Source organism: uncultured Pseudomonas sp. (assembly GCF_913774235.1).
Taxonomy (GTDB): Bacteria; Pseudomonadota; Gammaproteobacteria; order Pseudomonadales; family Pseudomonadaceae; genus Chryseomonas.
The window spans coordinates 314,605-337,720 of record NZ_CAJYDW010000005.1; the positions used below are offsets into that span (position 1 = coordinate 314,605).

18 protein-coding genes are annotated in these 23,116 nt (G+C 67.4%); 7 read left to right on the forward strand and 11 right to left on the reverse strand.

The features are described 5' to 3' along the window. The first annotated feature begins 2 nt into the window (after positions 1-2). From QZ471_RS03890 to QZ471_RS03920, 7 genes are read left to right on the forward strand one after another with little or no spacing between them, the layout of a single operon-like run. Positions 3-1,193: a glycosyltransferase gene (locus QZ471_RS03890; RefSeq protein ID WP_295461042.1), complete on the forward strand. Its 1,191-nt coding sequence runs from the start codon at positions 3-5 to the stop codon at positions 1,191-1,193. Continuing rightward, positions 1,180-2,493, forward strand: a complete 1,314-nt coding sequence (locus tag QZ471_RS03895) for a beta-xylosidase (RefSeq protein ID WP_295461043.1) — start codon at positions 1,180-1,182, stop codon at positions 2,491-2,493. Before QZ471_RS03890 ends, QZ471_RS03895 begins: the two co-directional genes overlap by 14 nt. A 7-nt stretch (positions 2,494-2,500) precedes the next feature. Beyond that, entirely contained in the window at positions 2,501-3,736 is a 1,236-nt protein-coding gene (locus QZ471_RS03900) for a glycosyltransferase family 4 protein (protein ID WP_295461045.1), read from the forward strand. After that, a complete protein-coding gene (locus QZ471_RS03905; protein WP_295461047.1) occupies positions 3,727-4,815 on the forward strand; it encodes a glycosyltransferase family 1 protein in 1,089 nt (362 codons plus the stop codon). The genes QZ471_RS03900 and QZ471_RS03905 overlap by 10 nt, the downstream gene beginning before the upstream one ends. After that, positions 4,812-6,212: an O-antigen ligase family protein gene (locus tag QZ471_RS03910; RefSeq protein WP_295461048.1), complete on the forward strand. Its 1,401-nt coding sequence runs from the start codon at positions 4,812-4,814 to the stop codon at positions 6,210-6,212. Before QZ471_RS03905 ends, QZ471_RS03910 begins: the two co-directional genes overlap by 4 nt. Continuing rightward, on the forward strand, positions 6,209-7,030 hold the full coding sequence (locus QZ471_RS03915; RefSeq protein WP_295461050.1) for an acyltransferase: 822 nt from the start codon (positions 6,209-6,211) through the stop codon (positions 7,028-7,030). Before QZ471_RS03910 ends, QZ471_RS03915 begins: the two co-directional genes overlap by 4 nt. Before the next feature lie 8 nt (positions 7,031-7,038). Continuing rightward, the gene (locus QZ471_RS03920; RefSeq protein WP_295461052.1) at positions 7,039-8,451 is read left to right on the forward strand and encodes a lipid II flippase MurJ; all 1,413 of its coding nucleotides are present in this window, start codon (positions 7,039-7,041) and stop codon (positions 8,449-8,451) included. 4 nt (positions 8,452-8,455) lie between these two features. Here QZ471_RS03920 and cobA read toward each other — a convergent pair whose 3' ends face one another. From cobA to nuoK, 11 genes are all read right to left on the reverse strand, one after another. Beyond that, positions 8,456-9,208, reverse strand: coding sequence for a uroporphyrinogen-III C-methyltransferase (cobA, locus tag QZ471_RS03925; RefSeq protein WP_295461054.1), 753 nt, complete (start codon positions 9,206-9,208; stop codon positions 8,456-8,458). Between the two features lie 241 nt (positions 9,209-9,449). Beyond that, positions 9,450-10,250 (reverse strand): ABC transporter ATP-binding protein, encoded by an 801-nt coding sequence (locus tag QZ471_RS03930; protein ID WP_295461056.1) that lies wholly within the window; start codon positions 10,248-10,250, stop codon positions 9,450-9,452. A gap of 12 nt (positions 10,251-10,262) precedes the next feature. Continuing rightward, the gene (gene ntrB, locus QZ471_RS03935) at positions 10,263-11,108 is read right to left on the reverse strand and encodes a nitrate ABC transporter permease (RefSeq protein WP_295461057.1); all 846 of its coding nucleotides are present in this window, start codon (positions 11,106-11,108) and stop codon (positions 10,263-10,265) included. A gap of 27 nt (positions 11,109-11,135) precedes the next feature. Continuing rightward, positions 11,136-12,461, reverse strand: a complete 1,326-nt coding sequence (locus QZ471_RS03940) for a CmpA/NrtA family ABC transporter substrate-binding protein (protein ID WP_295461059.1) — start codon at positions 12,459-12,461, stop codon at positions 11,136-11,138. A 241-nt stretch (positions 12,462-12,702) separates the two neighbouring features. Next, entirely contained in the window at positions 12,703-13,947 is a 1,245-nt protein-coding gene (locus QZ471_RS03945) for a nitrate- and nitrite sensing domain-containing protein (RefSeq protein ID WP_295461060.1), read from the reverse strand. Between the two features lie 63 nt (positions 13,948-14,010). Beyond that, a complete protein-coding gene (locus QZ471_RS03950) occupies positions 14,011-15,681 on the reverse strand; it encodes a bifunctional protein-serine/threonine kinase/phosphatase (protein ID WP_295461062.1) in 1,671 nt (556 codons plus the stop codon). A gap of 73 nt (positions 15,682-15,754) precedes the next feature. Further along, positions 15,755-17,788, reverse strand: coding sequence for a M13 family metallopeptidase (locus QZ471_RS03955; RefSeq protein WP_295461063.1), 2,034 nt, complete (start codon positions 17,786-17,788; stop codon positions 15,755-15,757). Positions 17,789-17,941: 153 nt separating this feature from the next. After that, a complete protein-coding gene (nuoN, locus tag QZ471_RS03960; RefSeq protein WP_295461065.1) occupies positions 17,942-19,393 on the reverse strand; it encodes an NADH-quinone oxidoreductase subunit NuoN in 1,452 nt (483 codons plus the stop codon). A 7-nt stretch (positions 19,394-19,400) separates the two neighbouring features. Continuing rightward, positions 19,401-20,933, reverse strand: coding sequence for an NADH-quinone oxidoreductase subunit M (gene nuoM / locus QZ471_RS03965; RefSeq protein ID WP_058793300.1), 1,533 nt, complete (start codon positions 20,931-20,933; stop codon positions 19,401-19,403). Between the two features lie 27 nt (positions 20,934-20,960). Then, positions 20,961-22,808: an NADH-quinone oxidoreductase subunit L gene (gene nuoL, locus QZ471_RS03970; RefSeq protein ID WP_295461068.1), complete on the reverse strand. Its 1,848-nt coding sequence runs from the start codon at positions 22,806-22,808 to the stop codon at positions 20,961-20,963. Further along, complete coding sequence (gene nuoK / locus QZ471_RS03975) at positions 22,805-23,113, reverse strand: NADH-quinone oxidoreductase subunit NuoK (RefSeq protein ID WP_007158894.1); 309 nt, start codon at positions 23,111-23,113, stop codon at positions 22,805-22,807. Before nuoK ends, nuoL begins: the two co-directional genes overlap by 4 nt. Positions 23,114-23,116 lie beyond the last annotated feature (3 nt).

Genomic DNA, 23,116 nt, shown 5'->3' on the forward strand with positions numbered 1-23,116 from the left:
GCATGCGAATAGCGCTCTTGGCGCCCCTCCCGCAGGAGCGCAACGGCATCGCCGACTACGCGGTGCACTTCCGGCGGGCCCTGGAAGAGGAGGGGATGGAGGTGCTCATCCCGTTGCGCCATCCGGAGCAGGGCGGCCGCCCCGCGCGACGGCTGACCGACTTCGACTGGCTCAGCGTGGACGTGGTCCATGCCGAACTGGGCGGCGGCCGGGTCCGGGAGTACGAGACCCTGCTGCGGTTACGCCAGCGCTATCCGCGGCTGCCCATCACCGTCACCGTGCACGATCCGGAACGCCTGGTGTGGCGGCGCCGGCAACAGCCCTGGCCGCTGAGCCTGCTCGTGCAGCAGCGTTCGCCCTGGCCACAGGTGGCCACCGTCCTGGGCGATCCCTTCACCCTGCGCGAGGAGCGGGCCCTGGCAGCGAGTCTGACGCAACTGGTGACCCTCACCGAGACCGGCGCCGAGGCGTTGCGCCGCCGCCTGCGCCTGGCACCGGCCAAGGTCTCCGCCGTACCCCATGGCAACGCCGCACTGCCCTGGGTCCCGTTGCCCGCTCGCGAGCCCCTGCGGCTGCTCTACTTCGGCTTCATCTATCGCGGCAAGGGCATCGAGGATCTGCTGGATGCCTTCGCCACGCTACTGACCCAACGCCCCGACTGGCGCGGTCGCATCCGTCTCACCCTGGCCGGGGGAACCGCGCCGGAGATCACCTTCGCCGCCCAGAGCGATTACCTCGGCGAGCTGCGCGAGCGCGCCAGTCGCCGTGGTCTGGACGACTGCCTGGATTGGCAGCTGGACGTTCCGGAGGACGCCATCGCCCCGACCATCCAGGCCCATCACCTGCTGGTGCTGCCCTACCGGGAGTCGCGCAAGCTGGCGATCCTTGGCGCCCAGCGGGGCACCAGCGGCGTACTGTCCTGGGCCCTGGCCTGTGGACGCGGGGTGATCGCTTCCGACGCTCGCGCCTTCGCCGAGGAGCTGTCCCATGGCAATGGCGTCACCTATCCCCAGGGCGACGTGGCCGCCCTGACGCGGCGCCTGTGCGAGCTGGTCGACCAGCCCGCCTGCCTGGACGCCTGGGCGGAGCAGGCCGCGCGGCTGGGGCATGAGCGCCAGTGGCGGTTCACCGCCCATCGTTTCCGCCAGGTATTCGAGCAGGCCAGTCGAGGGCATACCAGTGCGCGTCATTAACAAGGGCGGTTTGGTGGTGGCTTGCGTGCTGGCGTTGCTCGGCGCCACCCAGGTGTTGGCCGAGCAACGGCTGCAGGGGCCGCGGCCGGTGGTCTGGCGGGATTTCCTCGGCGTCAACGCCCACTTTCTCTGGTTCAGCCCGGAGCAGTACCAGCGGCAGATGGACCGTCTGCAGGACCTCGGCCTGGAATGGACCCGCGTCGACCTGCACTGGGACATCATGGAGCCGGAGCAGGGCCGCCTGCGTACCGCGGAGCTGGATCAGCTGACCCAGGTCATGAGCGCCCGCCAGCTGAAGACGGAAATGTACCTGGTGGGTAGCCCGGACTTCGCCAGTAGCGGTCCGTTCGGCATCGCCAATCGCGGCGCCTATCCCCCCCGGGACCCGGCGCTCTATGCCGCGAGCCTGGTGAAGTTCGCCCAGCGCTATCCCTCGGTGCAGGCCTGGCAGGTGTGGAACGAACCCAACCTGCCCAGCTTCTGGCAACCCTTCGAGGACCCGGAACGGTATGCCCGCCTACTGCAGGTCAGTACCGCTGCGCTGCGCGCCGAGGCGCCTGGCCGCCAGGTGGTGATGGGCGGCATGGCCTACTACAGTCAGATGCCGATCCGGGGCGGGCTGATGCTCGAGGCCCTGGGCAAGCTCGGGGTAGCCCAGCTGGGTACGGTCATCGCCTACCACCCGTACTCGCAGTACCCCGAAGGCGACGATCCCAAGGCGCGCGACTTCGTCGAGCGTGCCCAGTTGCTCAATGCCCGGTTGCGCGCTATCCAGCCGCCGGCGATCTGGGCGGACGAATGGGGCTGGTCGAGCTATCCCGGGCCCAAGGAAGAGCAGGACATCATCGGCGAACAGGGGCAGGCGGACTTCGTCCTGCGCCGCCTGGCCTTGATGAGCGCCCTGGACTACGACCGTATCTTCCTCTTCGCCCTGAGCGACCTGGACAGCCGCGCTAGCCCTCGCGACCAGCACTATGGCCTGTTGCGGCTGGATGGCAGCCCCAAGCCGGTGTACCAGGCCCTGCAGCGCTTCCTGGCCCTCACCGGGCCGCGCCTGCTGCCCGAGACGCCGCCCACCCTGGTCGGGGCGCCCGACGACCTCTACAGCATCGCCTGGCGCCGCGATGACGGCAGCCGCATCTGGCTGTTCTGGTCGCCCGGGCAGGAACGGGTCCATCTACCGGGCATCACCCAGGCGACGCTGCACGATCCCCTGACCGGCGAAAGCCGCGAGCTGAGCGGGGCCGACGGCATCGACGTCCAGGCCAAGAGTAGTTTGCAGATGCTGACGTGGAAATGAGCCTGCCATGACCTTCGCCTGTCGCGAGTTACGCATCCTTTGGGTACTGCCCTATCTGCCCTGGCCGGTGTCCAGCGGGGGCAAGACCCGCGTCTACCATCTGCTGCGGGCCCTGGCCCAGCGGGGGCATCGCATCACCCTGCTGGCGCAGAGCAAGACCCCGGCGGACGCCAACGCCCGGGCCGCCCTCGAACCCTGGCTGGAGCGCCTGGTGATCCTGCCGCGGCGCCCCTTGCATCATCCACGGACGTTGGCCGCCATCCTGTTTTCGCCCTGTCCGCTCCTGGCGGGCGTCAACGGCTTTTCCAAGGTCGCCCGGAAGACCTTCGGCGAGTTGCTGGAAGAGTCGTGGGATCTCGTCCATATCGATCATAGCTACAGCTGCCAGCCCTATCTGCCGCTGCTCGATAGCCATACCCAGCCCTGGGTGCTCATGGAGCACAACCTGGAATCCGCCCTGGGTGGCGCTACCTACGGCCAGCTACCGCGGGCGCTCGCCGGCTTCGCACATTATGACCAGTGGCGCTATCGACGTTGGGAGCGCCGTGTACTGGGCGCCGCCGACCAGGTAGTGGCGGTGACCGACGACGATGCACGACTGCTGGCGCAGGTGACCGGCTGCTCCGTCCCGGTGGTGGTCAATGCCGTGGATACCGCCCGTTTCGCCAGCGTAAATCCCGATTTCGGCAGTCAGCGTCTCCTCTTCGTCGGCAACTTCGAATACGCCCCCAATCTGGATGCGGTGGAGTGGGCGGTGCGCGAGATCATGCCGCGGCTCTGGCAACGCTTTCCGCGGGCGCGCCTACAAATTTGCGGTCATGCCATGCCCGCACACTGGCCGCAGACCTTCAGCGATCTACGTCTGGAGTGGTCCGGCTTCGTGCCCGACCTGCGTGATGCCCAGGGGCGGGCGGCGATATTCCTGGCGCCGTTGCGCCAGGGCGGGGGCTCCAAGCTCAAGGTGATCGAGGCCCTGGCGGCGGGACTGGCGGTGGTCAGTACCCGGCAGGGCGCCTCGGGTCTCGCGGTTCAGCCGGGACGAGAGCTGCTGCTGGCGGACGATGCGGCCGGCCTGGCCACGGCCCTGGCGGAGCTGCTCGCCCAGCCGACCCGAGCGGCGGCCCTGGGCGAGGCCGGCCGGACCTATGCCCGTGCCCGGCATGATTGGCAGACCGCTGCCACCCAGTTGGAAACCGTCTACGCGGAAGTCCTGACGCAATGGGAGGGGGCAAGGTGCTCGTAGGTCTGGATTATCGTCCGGCGCTGATCGCGCCCCATTCCGGCATCGGCCGCCAGGTCCTGGCGCTGGAAACCTACCTGGAGCAGTTGCCGGGAGTCGAGCTTCGCCGCTTCGGTTGCCTGCCGGTCGGGCACCCCCTGCGCGGGCAGGTGGAGACGCCGGTCCAGGACATTCCCCTGATCGGTCAGCACCGGCCGCGGCAGCGCCTGGCCTTCGAGGCGGGCTTTCTACCTGGACGCCTGCGGCAACTCAAACCCGACGTCTATATCGCGACCGCCAACATGGGCCTGCCGTTGGGGCGCGTACCCGGGGTGCGCCAGGTGGTGCTGATCCATGATCTCTTCCAGCTGACCCAGGTCAATCGCCACGCCTCGGCCTGGCGCGCCAAGGCCTATCGGCTGATCGACCGGTCTTCCATCGCCTATTCGCTGGCGAGGGCGACCCGCATCTGGACGCCCTCGGCCTTCACCGCGGCAGAGGTCGCCGCGCTTTTCCCACGGTTTGGCCAACGAATCCGCCTGCTGCCCAATCTGGTGCAACCGTCCCCAGGTCCCGCTGAAGACGTACCTGGGCTGCTGCCAGGCTACTGGCTGGCGGTGGGCACCCGGGAGCCGCGCAAGAACATCGCCCGGCTGGTGGCGGCCTGGCAGGCGGCGCGCACCCTCGCTGCCGTGCCGAACCTGGTCCTGCTCGGCGAGGAGGTCGACCTGCCGCCCGAACTGCGCGGGCTGCCCGGACTGATCTGCCTGGGCGGCCTCGACGAAGGCCAGCTCAAGGGCCTCTATCGCAACGCCGATCGCCTGTGGCAACCCTCCTACGCCGAGGGCTTCGGTCTGCCGGTGGTGGAAGCCCTGGCCATGGGCACGCCAGTGGCCTGTGCCTGGGGCTCGTCGCTGGATGAGGTGACGCCCCCCTGGGCACCGCGTTTCGATGCCTTCGACGTAGCGGCCCTCAGCCGCCTGATGGTCGAGCTGGCCGCGCCAGCACCTCGGGACGAGCAGGGGCCGGCCTGGTTCGCGCGCTTCGCCGGTCCGGCCTATGGCGCGCGGCTGGCCGAGGCGCTGCAGGAGTTGCTGCGGTGAATCGGCTCGGCACCCTGGTCGCCCTGGTCGTCGGCGTGCTGTTCGGCGCCTTGCTGTGCTTTTTGCCGGTGACCAAGGTGGCCATCGTCGCCGCCGGGTTCGTCCTGCTGCTGGTGCTGCTGCAGCACCCCTTGCTGGGATTGCTGCTGTTCGCCGTGACGGCCACCGCGATTCCCTACACCACGGTGGAGGTGGGGGTGCGTACCACGGTAAGTGAGGCGCTCTTGGGCATGACCTGGCTCGGGGTGGCGTGGCAGGCCTTTCTCGGCCGCTACGACCGGCAGTTGCGCTGGCTGTCGACCGAGCGGGCACTGCTGGCGCTGATGCTGTTCAGTGCCGTGCCCTTCGTGGTGGGGCAGGTGATCATCGCCGCCCCTGGTAGCGGGCCGGTCAACTGGGTGCGCTGGCTGCTGAATCTCTCGGTGCTGTTCCTGGTGCCCCTGCTGCTGCCCGACGAGCGCGCCCGCGATCGCCTGCTGGTCGCCCTGTTGCTGGGCAACCTGCTGATGCTGGTGGTTTCCATCGGCTACTTCCTCAAGGACCGCAACGCCCTGGGCATGCTGCCGCTGCTCACCTCCCTGAAGTACGCCCACCCCGAGGCGGTCAAGGACATCTTCTCCGGCAACTACACCCGCATGGCCTCGCCCTGGGTCCATCCCAACCTGACCGGTGGCGCCCTGGCGCTGTTCATTCCCCTGGCGCTGTTCTATGGCTGGACGCAGGCCGGCTGGCGGCGCTGGCTGGGCTTCGCCGTGGCGCTGCTGGGCTGCGCCGGTCTGCTGCTGAGCATCTCGCGGGGCGCCATCCTGGCGCTGGCGTTGGTGCTGCTCTGGCTGAGCTCGCGCAAGGTGCCCTACAGCGGTCGCATCATCGGCCTGGCGATTCTGGTTGGCGTGCTGTTGGTGGCCGCCTATCCGCCGCTGCAGGAGCGGCTGGCGACCATGTTCTCCGCGACCAACGCCAGTACCGAGGTGCGGATGGACGAGTACACCCATTTCCCCGAAGTCATGACCCGTTATCCGCTGGGCATCGGCTTCAAGGTCGACCCGCCGGTGCCGGGCAGCGGCCTGCTGGGCATCTCCAATCTCTGGCTCAACTTCATCTACAAGATGGGCATTCCCGGCATGCTGCTGTTCGTCGTGGTGACCCTGCGTTGGTGGCGCGAATGCCGGCCGCGCGGGCCCATCCCCCAGGTCACGCGGGAGAATGCCCTCTGGTTGGGCAGCAGTTGCGGGGTGGCGGCGGCCCTGCTCACCGGCCTCTTCGATCACTATTTCAGTTTCACCAACGTGCTGATCGCGCTGTTCTGGTTGCTGCTGGCTCTGAGCCTGCAGCAGGCCCGCGCCCATCCGGAATTCGCCGGCCCCGAGACCCCGCCACGGACGACCCCACCATGAAGCATCGCGTTGCCATACCCCTGGATCTGCGCGCCGAGCTGGCGCAGGAAGCCCGCGCGCTGGGCGTTGACGAAGCCCAGCTGGCCGAGGCGCTGGCCTGGATGCTGGCGCACGACGTGGCCTTCGAGGAAGGCGAGGGCCAGGCCCGGCGCTATTCGATCTGCTCGGTGGACATCGAGCCACGCATCGCCCATCCCCTGGCGCAACGCTGGTATGGCCGACTCAAGCGCATGGTGCCCGCCAGTTTCGTGCCGCTTTATGGCTACAACCTGGCCACCCTGCGCGATCGTGGTCTGCGGGTCTGGGAACAGCTCTACAACATCTTCATCAACAAGATTCCCAGCCATAATCTGCGCCTGGCCTGGCTGCGCCTGGGGGGCGCGAAGATCGGCAAGGGCTCTTCCATCTGGCGCAACACCGAGGTGCTCGGCATCGAGAACCTGCGCATGGGGGATGACAGCGTCATCGCCTGGCACTGCCAGGTGGATGCCCGCGCCGGGCTGATCATTGGCGATCATGTCGCCATCGCGTCCCATGTGCTGATCATCGCTGGCAGCCACGACCTGGCCGCGCCGGAGTTCTGGTCGGTGTCGGCGCCCATTCGCATCGACGACTATGCCTGGATCGCCTCCCGCGCCCTGGTTGGCCATGGCTCCCACATCGGCCGGGGCGCCGTGGTCACCGCCAATACCGTGGTGGCCAAGGTGGTGCCGCCCTACAAGATCGTCGGCGGCAGCGGCGCCAAGGTGATGGGGGAGCGGCCCCACGAACTGAACTATCGGGTGGGCGGCAAGGGCCTGTTCACCTTCCTGCACTGAGGATCGCCATGTTCGGCTCCACGCTCTGGTTGACGCTGGCCACCCTGGCCGGGCTGGTCCTGGGTTTCGCCCGGGAGTGGCTGCTGGTGCACGCCTGGGGCGCGGGCCTGACCAGCGACGCCTTCCTGGTCGCCCTGTTCCTGCCCGAGGCGGTGCGGACGGCCCTGGCGGCGGGCTTGCTGAGCAACGCCGCGCTGCCGCTCTACCAGCAACGCCTGGGTATCGAGCGGGCGCGTTGGCTGGAGGCACTGGCCCCGAGCATGCTGTTGCTGGGCGCGGGGCTGGCCCTGGTGCTGACGCTGGGCGCGACGGCCTGGACCGGCGTGGTGGGCGCCGGTCTCAGCGAGGCGGGGGGTGAGCTGGCCGCCGAGGCGCTGAAGATCCTCGCCTGGTGCCTGCCGGGACTGCTGCTGCATGGCCTGTTCGGCGTGGCGGCGCTCACCCGTGAGCGCTATCTGCTCACTGGCTGCGGCTCGCTGCTGTTCAACCTGCCGCCGGTGGCCTGCCTGCTGCTGCGCGGCAGTGCCGTCTCGGTCGAGGAGCTGGCCTGGAGCTGCGTGGCCGGCAGTCTGCTGATGCCGCTGTCGTTGCTGCCCACGGCCTGGCGCGAAGGCTGGCGGCCCTGGCGCTGGCCGGACCCCGGCGCCGTCGGTCGTGAGCTGGCCGCGCGCCTGGGGCCATTGCTGGCCAGTGCCCTGGCCAGCAATGGCCTGGCCTTGCTGGAGCGCATGGTGGCGTCCTGGCTGGGGGAGGGCGTGGTGACCTGGGTCAACCTGGCGCGCAAGCTCATCAACCTGCCACTGGTGGCCCTGATGAGTCTCAACCAGATCCTCATGGCGCTGATGAGTGGCCGCGTCTGGGATGCCCGCCTGGCCCTGCTGCGGGTGGGGCTGCAGTGCGCCGTGCTGCTGACGGTGCCGGCCATGGTCGGCATCGTCACCACGGCGCCGGCGCTGGTGGCCCTGTTGCTGCCGACCCAGGCTGGCAGCGAACGCCTGGCCTTGTTGCTGGTGTGGTTTTCGGCACCCCTGGCGGTGGGCGCCTGGAATGCCATGCTGGCGCGCTATGCCTATGCCGGCGGGGATACCCGTCTGCCGCTGCGTTGCGAGCTGGCGGGCAATCTGGTCAATGCCCTGGCGCTACTGGCGCTGCCCAGTGTGCTGGGCACGGCGGGCATCGCCGTGGCTGCCTTGTTCGGGCTGCTGACCACCACGGTCTGTCTGCTGCGGCGTCTCGAGCTGTTCACCGAGGTCGCCTGGCGCGATCAGGGGCTACTGGCCTTCTGCAGCTTCTGCGTGGCGCTGTTGCTGGGGGATTGGTGGCGTGCCCTGCCCAGCCTGCCTCTGCTGGCGCTCGGCAGCCTGGCCGGGGCCGTCCTGCTGGGCGCCCTGGCCTGGCGTTGGAAGCCCTGGCGCGCCTGAGGATTCAGGCGCTGGCCTGGTCGGCGAAGCTCAGTGCCTGCTGTAGCGCCGCCTGGCCCACCACCTCACCGATCACCAGGATCGCCGGGCTTTTCAGCTGGAAGAGGGCGGCGTCCACCTGCAGGTCCTGCAACGTCGAACGGCATTCGCGTTGGCTGGGCAGGGAGGCGTTCTCGATCATGGCCACCGGGGTGGTCAGTGCCAGGCCGCCTTCCAGCAGGCCCTGCTGGATTTCGGTCAGGCGGGCCACGCCCATGTAGACCACCAGGGTGGTACCGGTCGCCGCCAGGGCGGGCCAGTTGGGTACGCTGTCGTCCTGGGTGTGGGCGGTGACCAGGGTCACGCCGCGGGCCACGCCTCTCAGGGTCAAGGAGATGCCGCAGGCGGTGGCACCGGCCAGGCCGGCGGTGATGCCGTTGACGATTTCGCTCTGCACGCCACTGGCGGCCAGCCATTCGGCTTCCTCGCCAGCGCGACCGAAGATGCAGGGATCACCGCCCTTGAGCCGGGCCACGCAGCGACCCTGGCGGGCGTAGCGCAGCATCAGGCGATGAATAAAGGCCTGGGGTGTGGAGCGGCAGCCGCCTCTCTTGCCCACGCGGATCACCCGGGCACTGGGGCAGTGTTCGAGGACGGCCGGATTGACCAGGTCGTCGATCATCACCACCTCGGCCTCGCCCAGGGCGCGCACGGCCTTGAGGGTGAGCAGTTCGGGATCGCCAGGGCCGGCGCCGATCAACCAGACTTTCCCGCTCATGGGGTTACCTCTCGTGTTCAGGGGGTGACTGTAACGCAAAAAAAAGGCGTCCCGCTGCATGCAGCTGGGACGCCTTTGTCCTGGAGCGCCTTTCCTCGCCGTTGAAGAAAGACCTATGTTGTCTGGGGATTTGCAGGCTTCGTGCCAGTTGTCCAGGCGAGTGAAACCGCGGCTTTACGCGCGCAGTGTTCCACAAAATCGCCCCGTTTCGAGGCAAGGCGCCTCGAAACGGGGCGAATCCTCAGGCCACGGCGCCGGGGTGGCTGTGCTTCTCGTAGAGGAAGCTCAGCACCGCGTGGCGATAGCCGTTGTAGCGCGGATCATCGACCAGGGTGATGCGATCGCGCGGCCGCGGCAGATCGATGGTGAGGATCTCGCCGATGGTGGCCGCCGGGCCGTTGGTCATCATGACGATGCGGTCCGAGAGGAGTACCGCCTCGTCCACGTCGTGGGTGATCATCATCACGGTGTTGCACAATTCACTCTGGATGCGCATCACCTCGTCCTGCAAATGCGCCCGGGTGAGGGCGTCCAGGGCGCCGAAGGGCTCGTCCAGCAGCAGCACCTTGGGCTCCATGGCCAGGGCGCGGGCGATGCCGACCCGTTGCTTCATGCCGCCGGAAATCTCGCTGGGCCGCTTGTGCAGGGCATGGCTCATGTTGACCATTTCCAGGTTGTGCAGCGTCCAGGCCTGGCGCTCGGCCTTGCTCTTGGTGCCCTTGAACACCTTGTCCACCGCCAGGGCGACGTTCTCGTAGACCGTCAGCCAGGGCAGCAGCGAATGGTTCTGGAACACCAGGCTGCGCTCCGGACCGGGACCGCGGACCTCGCGGTTCTCCAGCAGGATCGAGCCGGAGGTGGGTTCGATCAGGCCGGCGACGATGTTGAGCACCGTCGACTTGCCGCAGCCGGAGTGGCCGATGATGGAGATGTACTCGCCGCGCTCGATCTTGAGGTTGACGTCGCGCAGCACCGTGGAGGTCATGCCGTTGCGGGTGAAGCTCTTGTCGACGTGCTCGATGCTCAGGTAGGGCTGGGCCATGGTGGGAATCCTTTAGTTCGCGGTGCCGCGGGTGACCAGGCGACCGATGAGGGCCACCAGGCGGTCGAGCAGGAAGCCGATGACGCCGACGTAGACCAGCGCCAGGATGATGTCGCTGATGCGCGAGGCGTTCCAGGCATCCCAGATGAAGAAGCCGATGCCCACGCCGCCGATCAGCATCTCGGCGGCGATGATGGCCAGCCACGACAGACCGACGCCGATGCGCAGGCCGGAGAAGATGTAGGGCGCCGCCGCCGGCAGCATGATCTTCTGGAAGTATTCCCAGCCGTTCAGGCGCAGCACCCGCGCCACGTTGCGGTAGTCCTCGGGGATGTTGCGGATGCCCACCGAGGTATTGATGATGATCGGCCAGATGGCGGTGATGAAGATGACGAACAGCGCCGAGGGGTGGCTGTCCTTGAAGCCGGCCAGGGACAGCGGCAGCCAGGCCAGTGGCGGCACGGTGCGCAGTACCTGGAACAGCGGGTCGAGGCCGCGCATGGCCCAGGCCGACTGGCCCACCAGCACACCCAGGGCGATGCCCACCACGGCGGCCATAAGGTAGCCGTAGGCGACGCGCTCGAGGCTGGCCAGCAGCTGCCAGGCCATGCCCACGTCGTTGCCGCCATTGTCATAGAAGGGCTGGGTGATCAGCTCCCAGGTGTCGCTGACCACCTGGCTCGGTGGCGGCAGGGCCGCGCCCGGGCGACTGCACAGCAACTGCCAGACGATCAGCAGCACGGCGCCCACCACCAGCGGGGGCAGGCCGTTGCGCAGCACCTGCTGGCCGAAGCGACGCAGACGGGTTTGCGGGCGAAAGGTCGCGAGGGCCTTGGGCGGCCGGGTATGGGCGTTCATGGGCGGCACTCCTAGGGGATGGGGACGTCAGGCCTTGAGCGTCAGGCTAGCGAGATAGGCTTTGGGATCGGCGGGATCGAACACCTTGCCGTCGAAGAAGGTTTCGGTGCCGCGCGAGTTGCCGGTGGGGATGTCGCCGGCCGGGACGCTGATCGCCGCCGCCGCTTCGCGCCAGAGATCGGCGCGGTTGACCTTGGCGATCAGGCCTTGGGCATCCAGGTCACCGGGCAGATAGCCCCAACGCTGGTTCTCGGTGATGAACCAGAGGTCGTGGCTCTGGTAGGGGAAGGAGGCGTGTTCGCTCCAGAACTTCATCAGGTGCGGACTGTTCTGCACCACCCGGCCGTTGCCATAGTCGAAGGTGCCCTGCAGGCGGCCGACCACGTCTTCGGCGGGGGCACCGATCCAGCGGCGCTTGGCGCAGATCTCGGCCACCTTGGCCTTGTTGGCCGCAGCCTCGCAGTATTGCTGGGCTTCCAGCACCGCCTTGAGCAAGGCGACGGTGGCCTTGGGGTTGGCCTGGACGTAGTCACCACGCAGGGCCAGGGCCTTCTCCGGATGATTGGCCCAGAGCTCGCCGGTGGTCAGGGCGCTGTAGCCGATGTTCTGCTTGACCAGCTGGGCGTTCCAGGGCTCGCCCACGCAGAAGGCGTCCATGTTGCCCACCTTCATGTTGGCGACCATCTGCGCCGGCGGTACCACCAGGGTGGTGGTGTCCTGATTGGGATTGATGCCGTTGGCCGCCAGCCAGTAGCGAATCCACAGATCGTGGGTGCCGCCGGGGAAGGTCATGGCGGCCGAGGTCTTCTTGCCGGCGGCCTGGCGGGCGGCCAGGGCGCTCTTGAAGCCGCTGGCGTCGAGGCCGATCTTCTGGTCCTTGTAGTCGTTGGACAGCGAGATCCCCTGGCCATCGACGTTCAGCCGGGCCAGCAGCGCCATCGGCAGCGGCTGGCCGTTGGGGGTGATCTTGCCGGAGGCCAGGTGATAGACCATCGGCGTGAGGATGTGCGCCCCGTCGATGCCATTGGCCGCCGAGCCCAACACCAGGTTGTCGCGGGTGGTGCCCCAGGAGGACTGCTTGAGCACCTCCACCTCGGTCATGCCGTACTTGGCGAACAGCCCCAGCTCGTCGGCGACGAACAGCGGCGCGGCATCGGTGAGGGCGATGAAACCGAGCTTGGCCTTGGGCGTCTCCACGGCGTCGCTGCCGGCTGCCCAGGCGGCGGACCTCAGGCCAGGCGGCAGTAGCGTGAGTGCGGCACCAGCGCCGAGCACACCGAGCGACTGCTTGAGGAAATTGCGGCGGGGGAGTCCGCGACCGGCCTGGTCATCGTTACGGGAGCTGTCGTCCATCGTCCTATCCTTATTTCTCGGGCACAAAAAAAGGCATCCACTCTCGGCAGCTTTGGCTGCGAGCGTGGACACCTTCGTCCGGGGATTGCTGTGGGAGCGCCAGGCGCTCGACAGGACTTTTGCAGGGACTGTGCCAAGCCGGCAATCGCGGCCGATCCAGGCCCTTTACTGGTCTCGGGCGCACAGTCGCGGGGCGTTCTGGTGCCTGGGTGCGCCCTGGCGGCGCATGGGTAGTGTCGACCTAGAGGTCCTGGCCGAGCAGTTGCCGGACCAGCTCGGGCAATGGCCGGCCGCTGCGCATCGCCAGCTGCTGCAAATGCTGGTGGGCGTCTGCCTCCGGCAGTTGCAGCTGTTGCATGAGTTGCTGCTTGGCCCGTTCCAGCAGCTTGCGCTCGACCAGGGAGCGACGGGTTTCCTGGAGTTCCGCCTCCACTTCGTGCAGGCGCCGGGTCTGCTCGTGCAACAACTCGAGGATGCCGGGCTGGCCTTCGCCCGGCCGGGCTTCTCCCAGCGGATTGGCGGTCAGGCTGAACAGTAGCGGCGTGCTCGGTTCGCGGTCCAGCTCGGCCAGGCGCCGGGACAGCTTGCGATGGCTATCCAGGTCGGCCTGGGCCTGGGCGATGCTCTTCGCACAGCGCGCGCGGAGTTCCAGTACCAGGTGCTGGGCGACCTCCTGCATGGCGTCCAGGCGACGGGTATTGAGTTCGAACCAGAGTTCGGCGAGCGCCGGCTCCACTTGGGCGCTCGCCGAGGTGCGCTGGGCGACGCCGCGCAGCCGTTCGATCTGCTGCCGCGAGGCGCAGTCCTGCACCTCGTGCCAGAGGACCAGGGCCTGGGGATCGGCATGGTCGAGGAAGCCGGCGAAGCAGCGGGCCTGGCCACTGTCCAGGTCGTCGAGCCGGGCCAGCAGGACGGCATCGAAATGGCCCTGGGTGAAGCCGACCACTCCGGTCGCCCGGGCCTGGCCCGCCAGTTCCTTGCCCTGCATGAAGTTGAACAGCGCCACCAGGGCCCGGCTGAGACCGGGGTCGCTCGCCGTGTCGGCAGCCTCGAAGATGACCGCCAGCAAGCCACCGATCAGGTGCGAAAAGGCCGCGGTGGCCTCTTCCATTCCCAGGCGCCGGTCGAGAATGCCGCGCCTAAGGCCGGGCAAGCCATCGAGCAGATGCAGGACGCAGGCGATGCGGTTGAGTAGACGCGGGCGATCCTGGGCCACGCTGGCGTCGAGGGTGTCCAGGCACTCGCGCAGACGCGTCTCGCTGCTGCGCGCCGTCGCCGAATGCTGCTCCAGGGCGCTGCGATAGCGGTCGCTGCCTGTCCCCAGCAGGATATTGCTGAAGCCGCGTTCGCGTTGCAGGTCATGTATCAGCGCGCTGGCGCCCTCCACCAGTTCGCAGGTCAGGGTGAGACCCTCCAGTTGCTGCAATTCGCAACGGCGGGCCGCCAGCATGAAACGCAGGGCAGGGGGCATCTGGCGATCGGGCATGGCGCAAGACTCGAACAGGAGGCTGGCCAATGGCCTGCAAAAGCTGCTCCAGCCTGGGCTATCTCACGGGCGATAGAGCCACAGCAGCCCGAGCGCCAGATTGCCGAGCAGCGACAGGGCGGCGACCACCTGCCAGGTGCGCAGCGGATCGCGGTGCAGCAGCGGCAGGGCGCGGGCCGCGGGTTGCCGCTCGCCCTGTTCCAGCCGCAGCAGGGCTTCCTCGGCGGTCTCGAACCGCTCCTTTGGGTCGACCGCCACGGCGCGCTGTAGCCAGTCCTCCAGCCAGGCTGGCGCATCGGGGCGCCGCCGCAACACGCTGGCGGGGGTGCCGAAGCGCGGTCGCTGGAAAGGCTCGACCTCGCCATAGGGATAGCTGCCGGTGAGCAGCTCGTAGAGGGTCACGCCGGCGGCATAGAGATCCTGGGCCGGGCTCGGGGCGGCGCCCTCGAAGGACTCGGGGGCCCGATAGCTCGGGGTGCCGGGAGTGTCCTGCAGGTCCTGGGACAGCTGGGGACAGTAGGCCAGGCCGAAGTCCAGCAGGCGCAATTCGCCATCCTGGCCGCGGTGCAGGTTGTCCGGCTTGATGTCGCGGTGGAGGATGTTGCGCCGGTGCAACTGGCCGAGGGCACGCAAGAGGCGGGAGGCGACATCCAGCCAGTCGGCCAGCGCCAGCGGGCCTTCGCTGCGCAGCTGCTGCGCCAGGGTGCGGCCGGAGTATTCCCGTTGCACGAAGTAGAGATGCGCTCGCCGTGGCAACGGATGCACCTCGACGAAGGCGCGCCCGGCCACACGGCGCAGGAACCATTCCTCCATCAGCAAGGCATGGCCGGCGAGGGTATCGTGCTGCAGATTGGCCGGCAGCGTCTTGAGCAGCCAGGAGCGACCGCTGTCGTCCTGGACTCGGTAGAGCAGCGACTGGCGCGATTCGCCCAGCCGCTCCAGGACCTTCCAGCCCTCGAAATGCTGGCCGGGCTTGAGGGCGGGTAGCGGCGGCCAGGTGTCGGCGCTGGCCAGGGTATCGGCCAGGGACACGTCGGGCAGCCGGTCGACGCGTACCAGCAGGGCGCTGGCGTTGTCCTGGCCACCGGCATGCAGGGCCCCGGCCACCAGCGCCTGGACGGTAGCGTCCGGGTCGCTCACGCCATCGGCGAGGATGCGCCTCATGCTGTCCTCGCCCAGGGCGGCCCAGACGCCATCGCTCACCAGCAGCAGGGTCTCGCCGGCTTCCAGTTCGCCTTCGCGGAAGTCCACCACCAGGTGAGTCTCCAGCCCCAGGGCCCTGGTCAGCACATGCTGCATACCGGTCTGCTGCCAGACATGATCGACGGTGAGACAGGTCAGCTTGCCGCCGTGCCAGCGATAGGCACGGCAATCGCCGACATGGGCCAGGGTGAAGCGCCGACCGCGGATCACCAGGGCGGTGAGGGTGGTCAGCAGCGGCTGTCCGTTGCCGGCGGCCTGCAACCAGCGATTCTGCGCCAGCAGCAACCGTTCCAGGGCCTGGGCCACCGGCCAGGTTTCCGGGGTGGAATAGTAGTCCTGGGCCAGGGCCTGCAGGGTGGCGCGGGCGGCCAGGCCACCGTCCGGGCAACCGCTGACGCCATCGGCCAAGGCGAACAGATGCCCCTTGGTCGCCGCTAGCGCCGCACTGGGCTGAACGCTGCGCAGGGCATCCTGGTTTTCCTTGCGCGGGCCGGTCGCGGTGGCTTCGGCGGTGACGAGTTCTAGGGGCATGGGCGGGGCGCCGAAGAGAGTGGATACAAGGCGATGCAAAAGCGATACCCGTCGTCCAGGCGTCCCGCCCCCATCACCAGATTTCCACGCGCTGGTCCGCCGGCCGCACCATGGCGTCGCCGGCCTTGCAGCTGAACGCCTGGGCGAAGGCCGGCATGTTGGATGGCGCCCCGATGGCGCGGAATTTCATGGGCGCATGGGGATCGGTGTTGAGCGAGAGTCGCAGCTGTTCCTCGCGGACCGAGCTGCGCCAGACCCGCGCCCAGTTGAGGAAGAAGCGCTGCTGCTGGGTATAGCCGTCGATCTTCCGGGCAGCGTCTGCCGGCTGCTTGGCCAGCGCCAGCTGCAAGGCGTCGTAGGCCGCATTGATGCCGCCGAGGTCGCCGATGTTCTCGCCCAGGGTGAGCTTACCGTTGACGTGCAGGTCTGGGTGGTCCGGCAGCGGGTGATAGTTGTCGAATTGCTCGACCAGCTTGCCGGTGCGGGCCTCGAAGGCTTTCCGATCAGTTGGTGTCCACCAGTCCACCTGGTTGCCGGCGCCGTCGAACTTGCTGCCCTGGTCGTCGAAGCCATGACTGGCCTCGTGACCGATCACCGCGCCGATGCCGCCGTAGTTGATGGCATCGTCACCGTCCGGATAGAAGAACGGCGGCTGCAGGATGGCGGCCGGGAAGTTGATGGTGTTGTCGGTGGAGCTGTAATAGGCGTTCACCGTCTGCGGGTACATGCCCCATTCCTGGCGGTCGGTGGGCTTGCCGATCTTGGCCAGGTCATGGTGATAGTTGAAGCGCGAGGCGGCCTCCAGGTTGGCGTAGAAACCTTGGGGCTGCAGCGTCAGGCCGCTCCAGTCGCGCCAGCGCTCCGGATAGCCGATCTTGGGCAGGAAGCTGTCCCACTTGGCCAGCGCCTTCTGCTTGGTCTCGGGGCTCATCCAGTCGAGCTTCTCGATGCGCGCCCTGAGCGCCTGCATCACGTTGTCCACCAGCTCCTGGGCGCGGGCCTTGGCCTGGGGCGAGAAATGCTCCTGCACATAGAGCTGGCCCAGGCCTTCGCCCATGGCGCCGTTGACCGCGCGCAGCACGCGCTTCCAGCGGTCGCTCTGCTGCTGCTGGCCGCTCAGGGTCTGCTGGTTGAAGGCGAAGCTCTCCTGCTGGAAGGGCTTGGACAGCCAGGGTGCGGCGTCATCGATCACGTGGGCGCGCAGATAGGCCTGCCACTGCTCGATGGGCGTATCCGCCAGCATCCGGTCGAATTCGGCGAAGAAACCCGGCTGGGACAGCGAGAAACCCTGCTGGCCGGTCACGCCCTGGCTGGCGAAGAAGGCCGGCCAGTCGAAGTGTGGCGTTACCTGGTTCGCCTTGGCGAAGCTCAGATAGTGATACTGGTTTTCCGGATTGCGCAGGTCCACCGGCTTGACCGAAGCGCGGGCCAGGCGACTCTCGAAGGCCAGCACCAGCTCGGCCTGGGCGGCGGCCTGAGCCTTGGGTACGCCGGTCAGGACCAGCAGCCGGGCGATATGCCCCAGATAGGCCTGGCGCAGCTTGGCGTAGTCGGCCTCGGTGTAATAGTCGGGTGTCGGCAGGCCCAGGCCGCCCTGATAAACATAGGCGATCTGCTGCTTGGCATTCTGGTAGTCGGCACCGGAGCCGAAGGAGAACACCTGCATGTCGCCCCGGGCGAAGCTCTGTTGCAGGTACTTCACCACATCGGCCGTGGTGCGTAACCGGTCGATGGCGGCGAGCTGCGGTTGGATGGGGCGATAGCCGGCGCGGTCGATGGCGGCCTCGTCCATGCCCGAGCGATACAGCCAGCCGATTTTCTGCTCGACCGAGCCGGCCGGCGCACGATCCGCTTCGCGAGCGGCGCGCTGGAGGATGGCGTGCTGGTCGTTAAGGGATTTTTCGCCCAGCGCCATGAAGGAACCCCAGCGCGACTTGTCCGGCGGAATCGGGTTGGCGGCGACCCACTTCTGGTTGACGAAGAGGTCGAGGTCGCTGCAGGCGGTGGCGGGGTCACCCAGTTCGGTGACGTCGAAGACGGGGGCGGCGAGCGCCTGGCCGCCGAGTAGCAGGCCAATGACGAGGGACAGGGGTTTCAACGCAGGCATGGGAGAAAACGTCTCCAGAAAAGAACGAATGAGGAGCGGGGTAGGGCGTCGGCAGGGTAGCGGGCCGTGGATGGCCCTGCCAAGGACACCGTTCTCGCTGGGTCCAGAAACGACGATCCCCGCCGAAGCGGGGACCGTGGGCAACACTCTGGATCAGAACACCGTCAGCTGCGCCAGTTGCAGCAGCGGCTGCGGATAGACGCCGAGGACGAAGGTGGCGATGGAAATGGCGATCAGCATCACGCCACCGGCGCGCTGGCCCCAGTTCATCGGTGCATCATGGCGCTGCAGGCCCTGCTCGGTCAGGTACAGGGTGACCATCACGCGCAGGTAGTAGAACAGGCCGATGGCGCTACCCAGCACGATGGCTGCGGTCTGCCACCACATGCCCGCTTCCACGCCCACGGTGATGACGTAGAACTTGCCGATGAAGCCGGCGGTGAGCGGGATACCGGCCAGGGACAGCATCATCACGGTCAGCGCCGCGGTCAGGTACGGCCGACGCCAGAACAGGCCGCGGTACTCGAACAGCGCATCGGCGTCACGCTGGCCGTTGCTCGGGCTGGACATCAGGGTGATCACGCCGAAGGCGCCCAGGCTGGTGAAGACGTAGGTCACCAAGTAGACGGCCACGGCCTCCATCGACAGGCCTTCGCCCGAGGATACCGCCACCAGTAGGTAGCCGAAGTGAGAGATGGAGGAGTAACCCAGCAGGCGCTTGAGGTTGCTCTGCATCAGCGCCAGCAGGTTGCCCACCAGCATCGAGGCGATGGCGATGAAGGCGATGGTGTCGTGCAGCCAGCCGTCCTGGGAGGCCATGGGCATGGTCTGGAACACCCGTACCAGCACGGCGAAGACGGCGACCTTGCTGGCGGTGGCCAGGAAGGCGCCCACCGGCGCCGGCGAGCCTTCGTAGACGTCCGGCGTCCAGAGGTGGAAGGGCACCAGCGACAGCTTGAAGCCGAGACCGACGATCAGCATGCCGAGGCCGATTTCCATCAGCAGGCCGGTGCTGGCCGGGGCGTCCATCTGCATGCCGATGTCGGCGAAGTTCAGGCTGCCGGACTGGGCGTAGAGCAGCGCCATGCCGAACAGCAGGATGGCCGAGCCGGCGGCGGACAGCACCAGGTACTTCATGCCGGCTTCCAGGGAGCGGCGGTTGAAGTAGCTGTAGGCCACCAGGCCGTAGACCGGCACCGACAGCAGTTCCAGGCCGATGAACAGGCCGGCGACGTTCTGCGCCGCCACCAGCACCAGACCACCGGTGGCGGAGATCAGCAGCAGCAGGTACAGCTCTTCGCGATTGCCCGGATAGCCTTCCATGTAGGCGTGCGACAGCGTCATGCAGGCCAGGGTGGCGATCAGGATCAACGCCATGTAGAAGCAGGTGAAGCCGTCGATGCGCAGCAGCGGGGTGACATCGATGGCGCCGACGCCGAGGGCCGGGATGCAGGACAGCAGGGCCAGGTTGAGACCGATCACGCCCAGGGTCGGGATGATGGTGTGATCCCGCCGCCAGGCGATGCCCAGCATCACCACCACGGCGGTGAAGCCGGTGATGATGATCGGCAGGAGGGCGATGAAGTGTTCGTAGGTAAAGGTCATGGCGCTCTTACCGGGCGGAAACGAGAGAGGAGAAGGCTTCGCCGAGCCACTGCTGGACACCGGCCATGCTCGCGGCCGAGGTATCCAGCACCGGCTGCGGATAGACGCCGAGCAGCACCAGCAATACGCCAAGCAACAGCAGCATCGACAGCTCCCGCGCATTCAGGCCTTGTAGCGCCCCTTCGGCCTTGGCGGGGCCGAAGTAGGCGCGGTGGATCATGATCAGCGAATAGACCGAAGCGAACACCAGGCCGAAGGTGGCGATGACGGTGATCATCGGCACCACCGGGAAGGCTCCCAGCAGGATCAGGAATTCACCGACGAAGTTGCCGGTACCCGGCAGGCCCAGCGACGCCGAGGCGAAGAACAGACTCAGCGCCGGCAGATAGGGCAGCCGCGCCCAGAGACCGCCCATCTGGCGCATGTCACGGGTGTGCAGCCGCTCATAGAGCTGGCCGCAGAGGATGAACAGGCCGGCGGCGGAGAGGCCGTGGGCGATCATCTGCACCACCACGCCCTGCAGCGCCTGGGGGCTGCCGGAGTAGATGCCGATCAGCACGAAGCCCATGTGCGAGACGCTGGAGTAGGCCACCAGACGCTTGATGTCGGTCTGGGCGAACGACAGGATGGCGCCGTAGAAGATGCCGATGATGCCCAGCCACATGGCGATCGGCGCGAATTCCGCCGAGGCGTTGGGGAACAGCGGGATGGCGAAGCGCAGCAGGCCGTAGGCCGCGGTTTTGAGCAGAATACCGGCGAGGTCGACGGAACCTGCGGTGGGGGCCTGGGCGTGGGCGTCCGGTAGCCAGGAGTGCACCGGCACCACCGGCAGCTTCACCGCGAAGGCAATGAAGAAGCCCAGCATCAGCAGGTATTCCAGCTTCGGATCCAGTTGCAGTTGCAGCAGGTCTTCGTAGTCGAAGGTCAGGACGCCGGTGGCACCGTAGTTCACCAGCACCAGGGCGATGATCGCCACCAACATGATCAGGCCGCTGGCCTGGGTGAAGATGAAGAACTTGGTGGCAGCGGTGATGCGGCTCTTCTTGCCGTCCGCGGAGCTATGGCCCCACAGCGCGATCAGGAAGTACATCGGCACCAGCATCATTTCCCAGAAGAAGAAGAACAGGAACAGGTCGAGCGCCAGGAATACCCCCACCACGCCGCCGATGATCCACAGCAGGTTGAGGTGGAAGAAGCCGACGTGGCGCTGCACTTCGCGCCAGGAGCAGGTCACCGCCAGCACACCGAGCAGGCCGGTGAGCAGGATCATCAGCAGCGACAGGCCGTCGAGACCGAAGTGCAGGCTGATGCCGAAGCGCGGAATCCAGTTCATCTGGAATTCCGCGGTCCAGGCGGTTTCGGCGCCGGGGGCCGGGGCCAGGCTGTAGTCGCCGTGGGCCCACAGCCACAGGCCGAGTACCAGCTCCAGCAGCATGGTGAACAGGGCGATCCAGCGGGGCACCAGCGGACCGGTCTTTTCCGTGAGGAAGCAGAGCAGGCCGCCGATGAAGGGGATCAGGATTAGCCAGGGCAGAAGCATGACGTGTACTTATCCTTAGTCAGGGGGTCAGGCCAGCAGCAGCGCGCCGAGCAACAGCACGGCGCCTCCCACGATGGACGCCGCGTACCAGCGCAGACGGCCGTTCTCGGTGATGCTCAGTGCCAGGTTGCCACCGCGCGCCAGCAGCGGGATCAGGCCGATGCCCTGGTCGATGGGATCGCGACGCAGCAGGCGGGCCAGCAGCAGGTACGGCTTGACGAAGATCAGGTCGTACAGCCAGTCGAAGCCCCAGGCGTGGTACCACCAGGTGCCGAAGAAGCGACCCGGTGCGCTCTTGGCCAGGCCGCTCACGAAGGAACGCTTGCCAAGGAAGAGCAGCGCGGCTAGCAGGATACCGGCGATGGCGATGGCGCCCGAGGTGATCTCCAGCGCGTGCTGGCCTTCGCCACCGGCATGGCCGACCGATTCCGGCAGTACCCCGGCCAGCGGCGGGGTGATCAGCGCGCCGACGAAGGTCGACAGCACCAGCAGCACCGCCAGCGGCAGGTTGTGGGCGATACCGTGACCGGCATGGGCCTCGGTGTGGGCCTGGCCGTGGAAGGTGATGAAGATCAGGCGGAAGGTGTAGATCGAGGTCAGGAAGGCACCGGCCAGGCCTGCGTAGAGCAGGTAGGTGTGACCGCTGGCGAAGGCCTCCCAGAGGATCTCGTCCTTGGAATAGAAGCCGGCGGTGACCAGGGGCAGCGCCGCCAGGGCCGAGCCGCCCACCAGGAAGCTGGCATAGGCCAGGGGGATCTTCTTCCACAGGCCGCCCATCTTGAAGATGTTCTGCTCGTGGTGGCAGGCCAGGATCACCGAGCCCGAGGCGAGGAACAGCAGGGCCTTGAAGAAGGCATGGGTCATCAGGTGGAAGATGGCCGCCTGCCAGGCACCGACGCCCAGGGCCAGGAACATATAGCCGATCTGGCTCATGGTGGAGTAGGCCAGGATGCGCTTGATGTCGGTCTGCACCAGGGCGGCGAAACCGGCCAGCACCAGGGTCACGGCACCGACGATACCCACCAGGTGCAGGATCTCCGGCGCCAGCAGGAACAGGCCGTGGGTGCGGGCGATCAGGTAGACGCCCGCGGTCACCATGGTCGCCGCGTGGATCAGGGCCGAGACCGGGGTCGGACCGGCCATGGCGTCCGCCAGCCAGGTCTGCAGCGGCAGTTGGGCCGACTTGCCCACCGCGCCGCCGAGCAGCGCCAGGGTGGCCAGCACGATCAGCGGATCACCGCTGGCGAAGACGTCGGGTGCCTTCTGCAGCAGCTCCTGGATGTCCAGGGTGCCCAGGGTCATGAATAGGATGAACAGACCGAAGGCCATGAAGACGTCGCCGACGCGGGTGACGATGAAGGCCTTCAGGGCCGCGTTGCCGTTGGCGCGCTCGCTGTAGTAGAAGCCGATCAGCAGGTAGCTGCACAGGCCCACGCCTTCCCAACCGAAGTACAGCAGCAGCAGGTTGTCGCCGAGGACCAGCAGCAACATGCTGAAGATGAACAGGTTGGTGTAGGCGAAGAAGCGCGAATAGCCCTCTTCACCACGCATGTACCAGGACGCGAACAGGTGGATCAGGAAGCCGACGCCGGTGACCACGCCGAGCATGGTCAGCGACAGGCCGTCCAGATAGAGGGCCATGTTGGGCGCGAAGCCCTCCACGTTCATCCACTGCCAGAGGACGATGGTCAGGTGACCGTCGGCGGGCGGCGCGACGTGGAAGTTCCAGCCGACCCAGGCGGCGACCAGCGCCGCCAGGCCCACCGAACCCACGCCGATCAGTGCGGAGAGATTCTCCGACAGCCGACCGCGGGAGAAGGCCAGCAGGAAATAGCCGACCAGGGGAAAGGCGAAGGTGAGGGGTAGCAGGTTCATCCGTGCATCTCGCTGGCGGCATCGACGTCGAGGGTGTGGAAGCGGCGATAGAGCTGCAGCAGGATCGCCAGGCCGATACTGGCCTCGGCGGCGGCCAGGCTCAGCACCAGGATGAACATCACCTGGCCGTCGGGAGCGCCCCAACGGCTACCCGCGACCACGAAGGCCAGGGCGGCGGCGTTCATCATGATTTCCAGACTCATGAGCACGAAGAGGATGTTGCGGCGGACCATCAGGCCCACCAGGCCAAGGGCGAACAGGGCGCCGGCGAGGGCCAGGCCGTGTTCCAGAGGTATGGCGTTCATTGG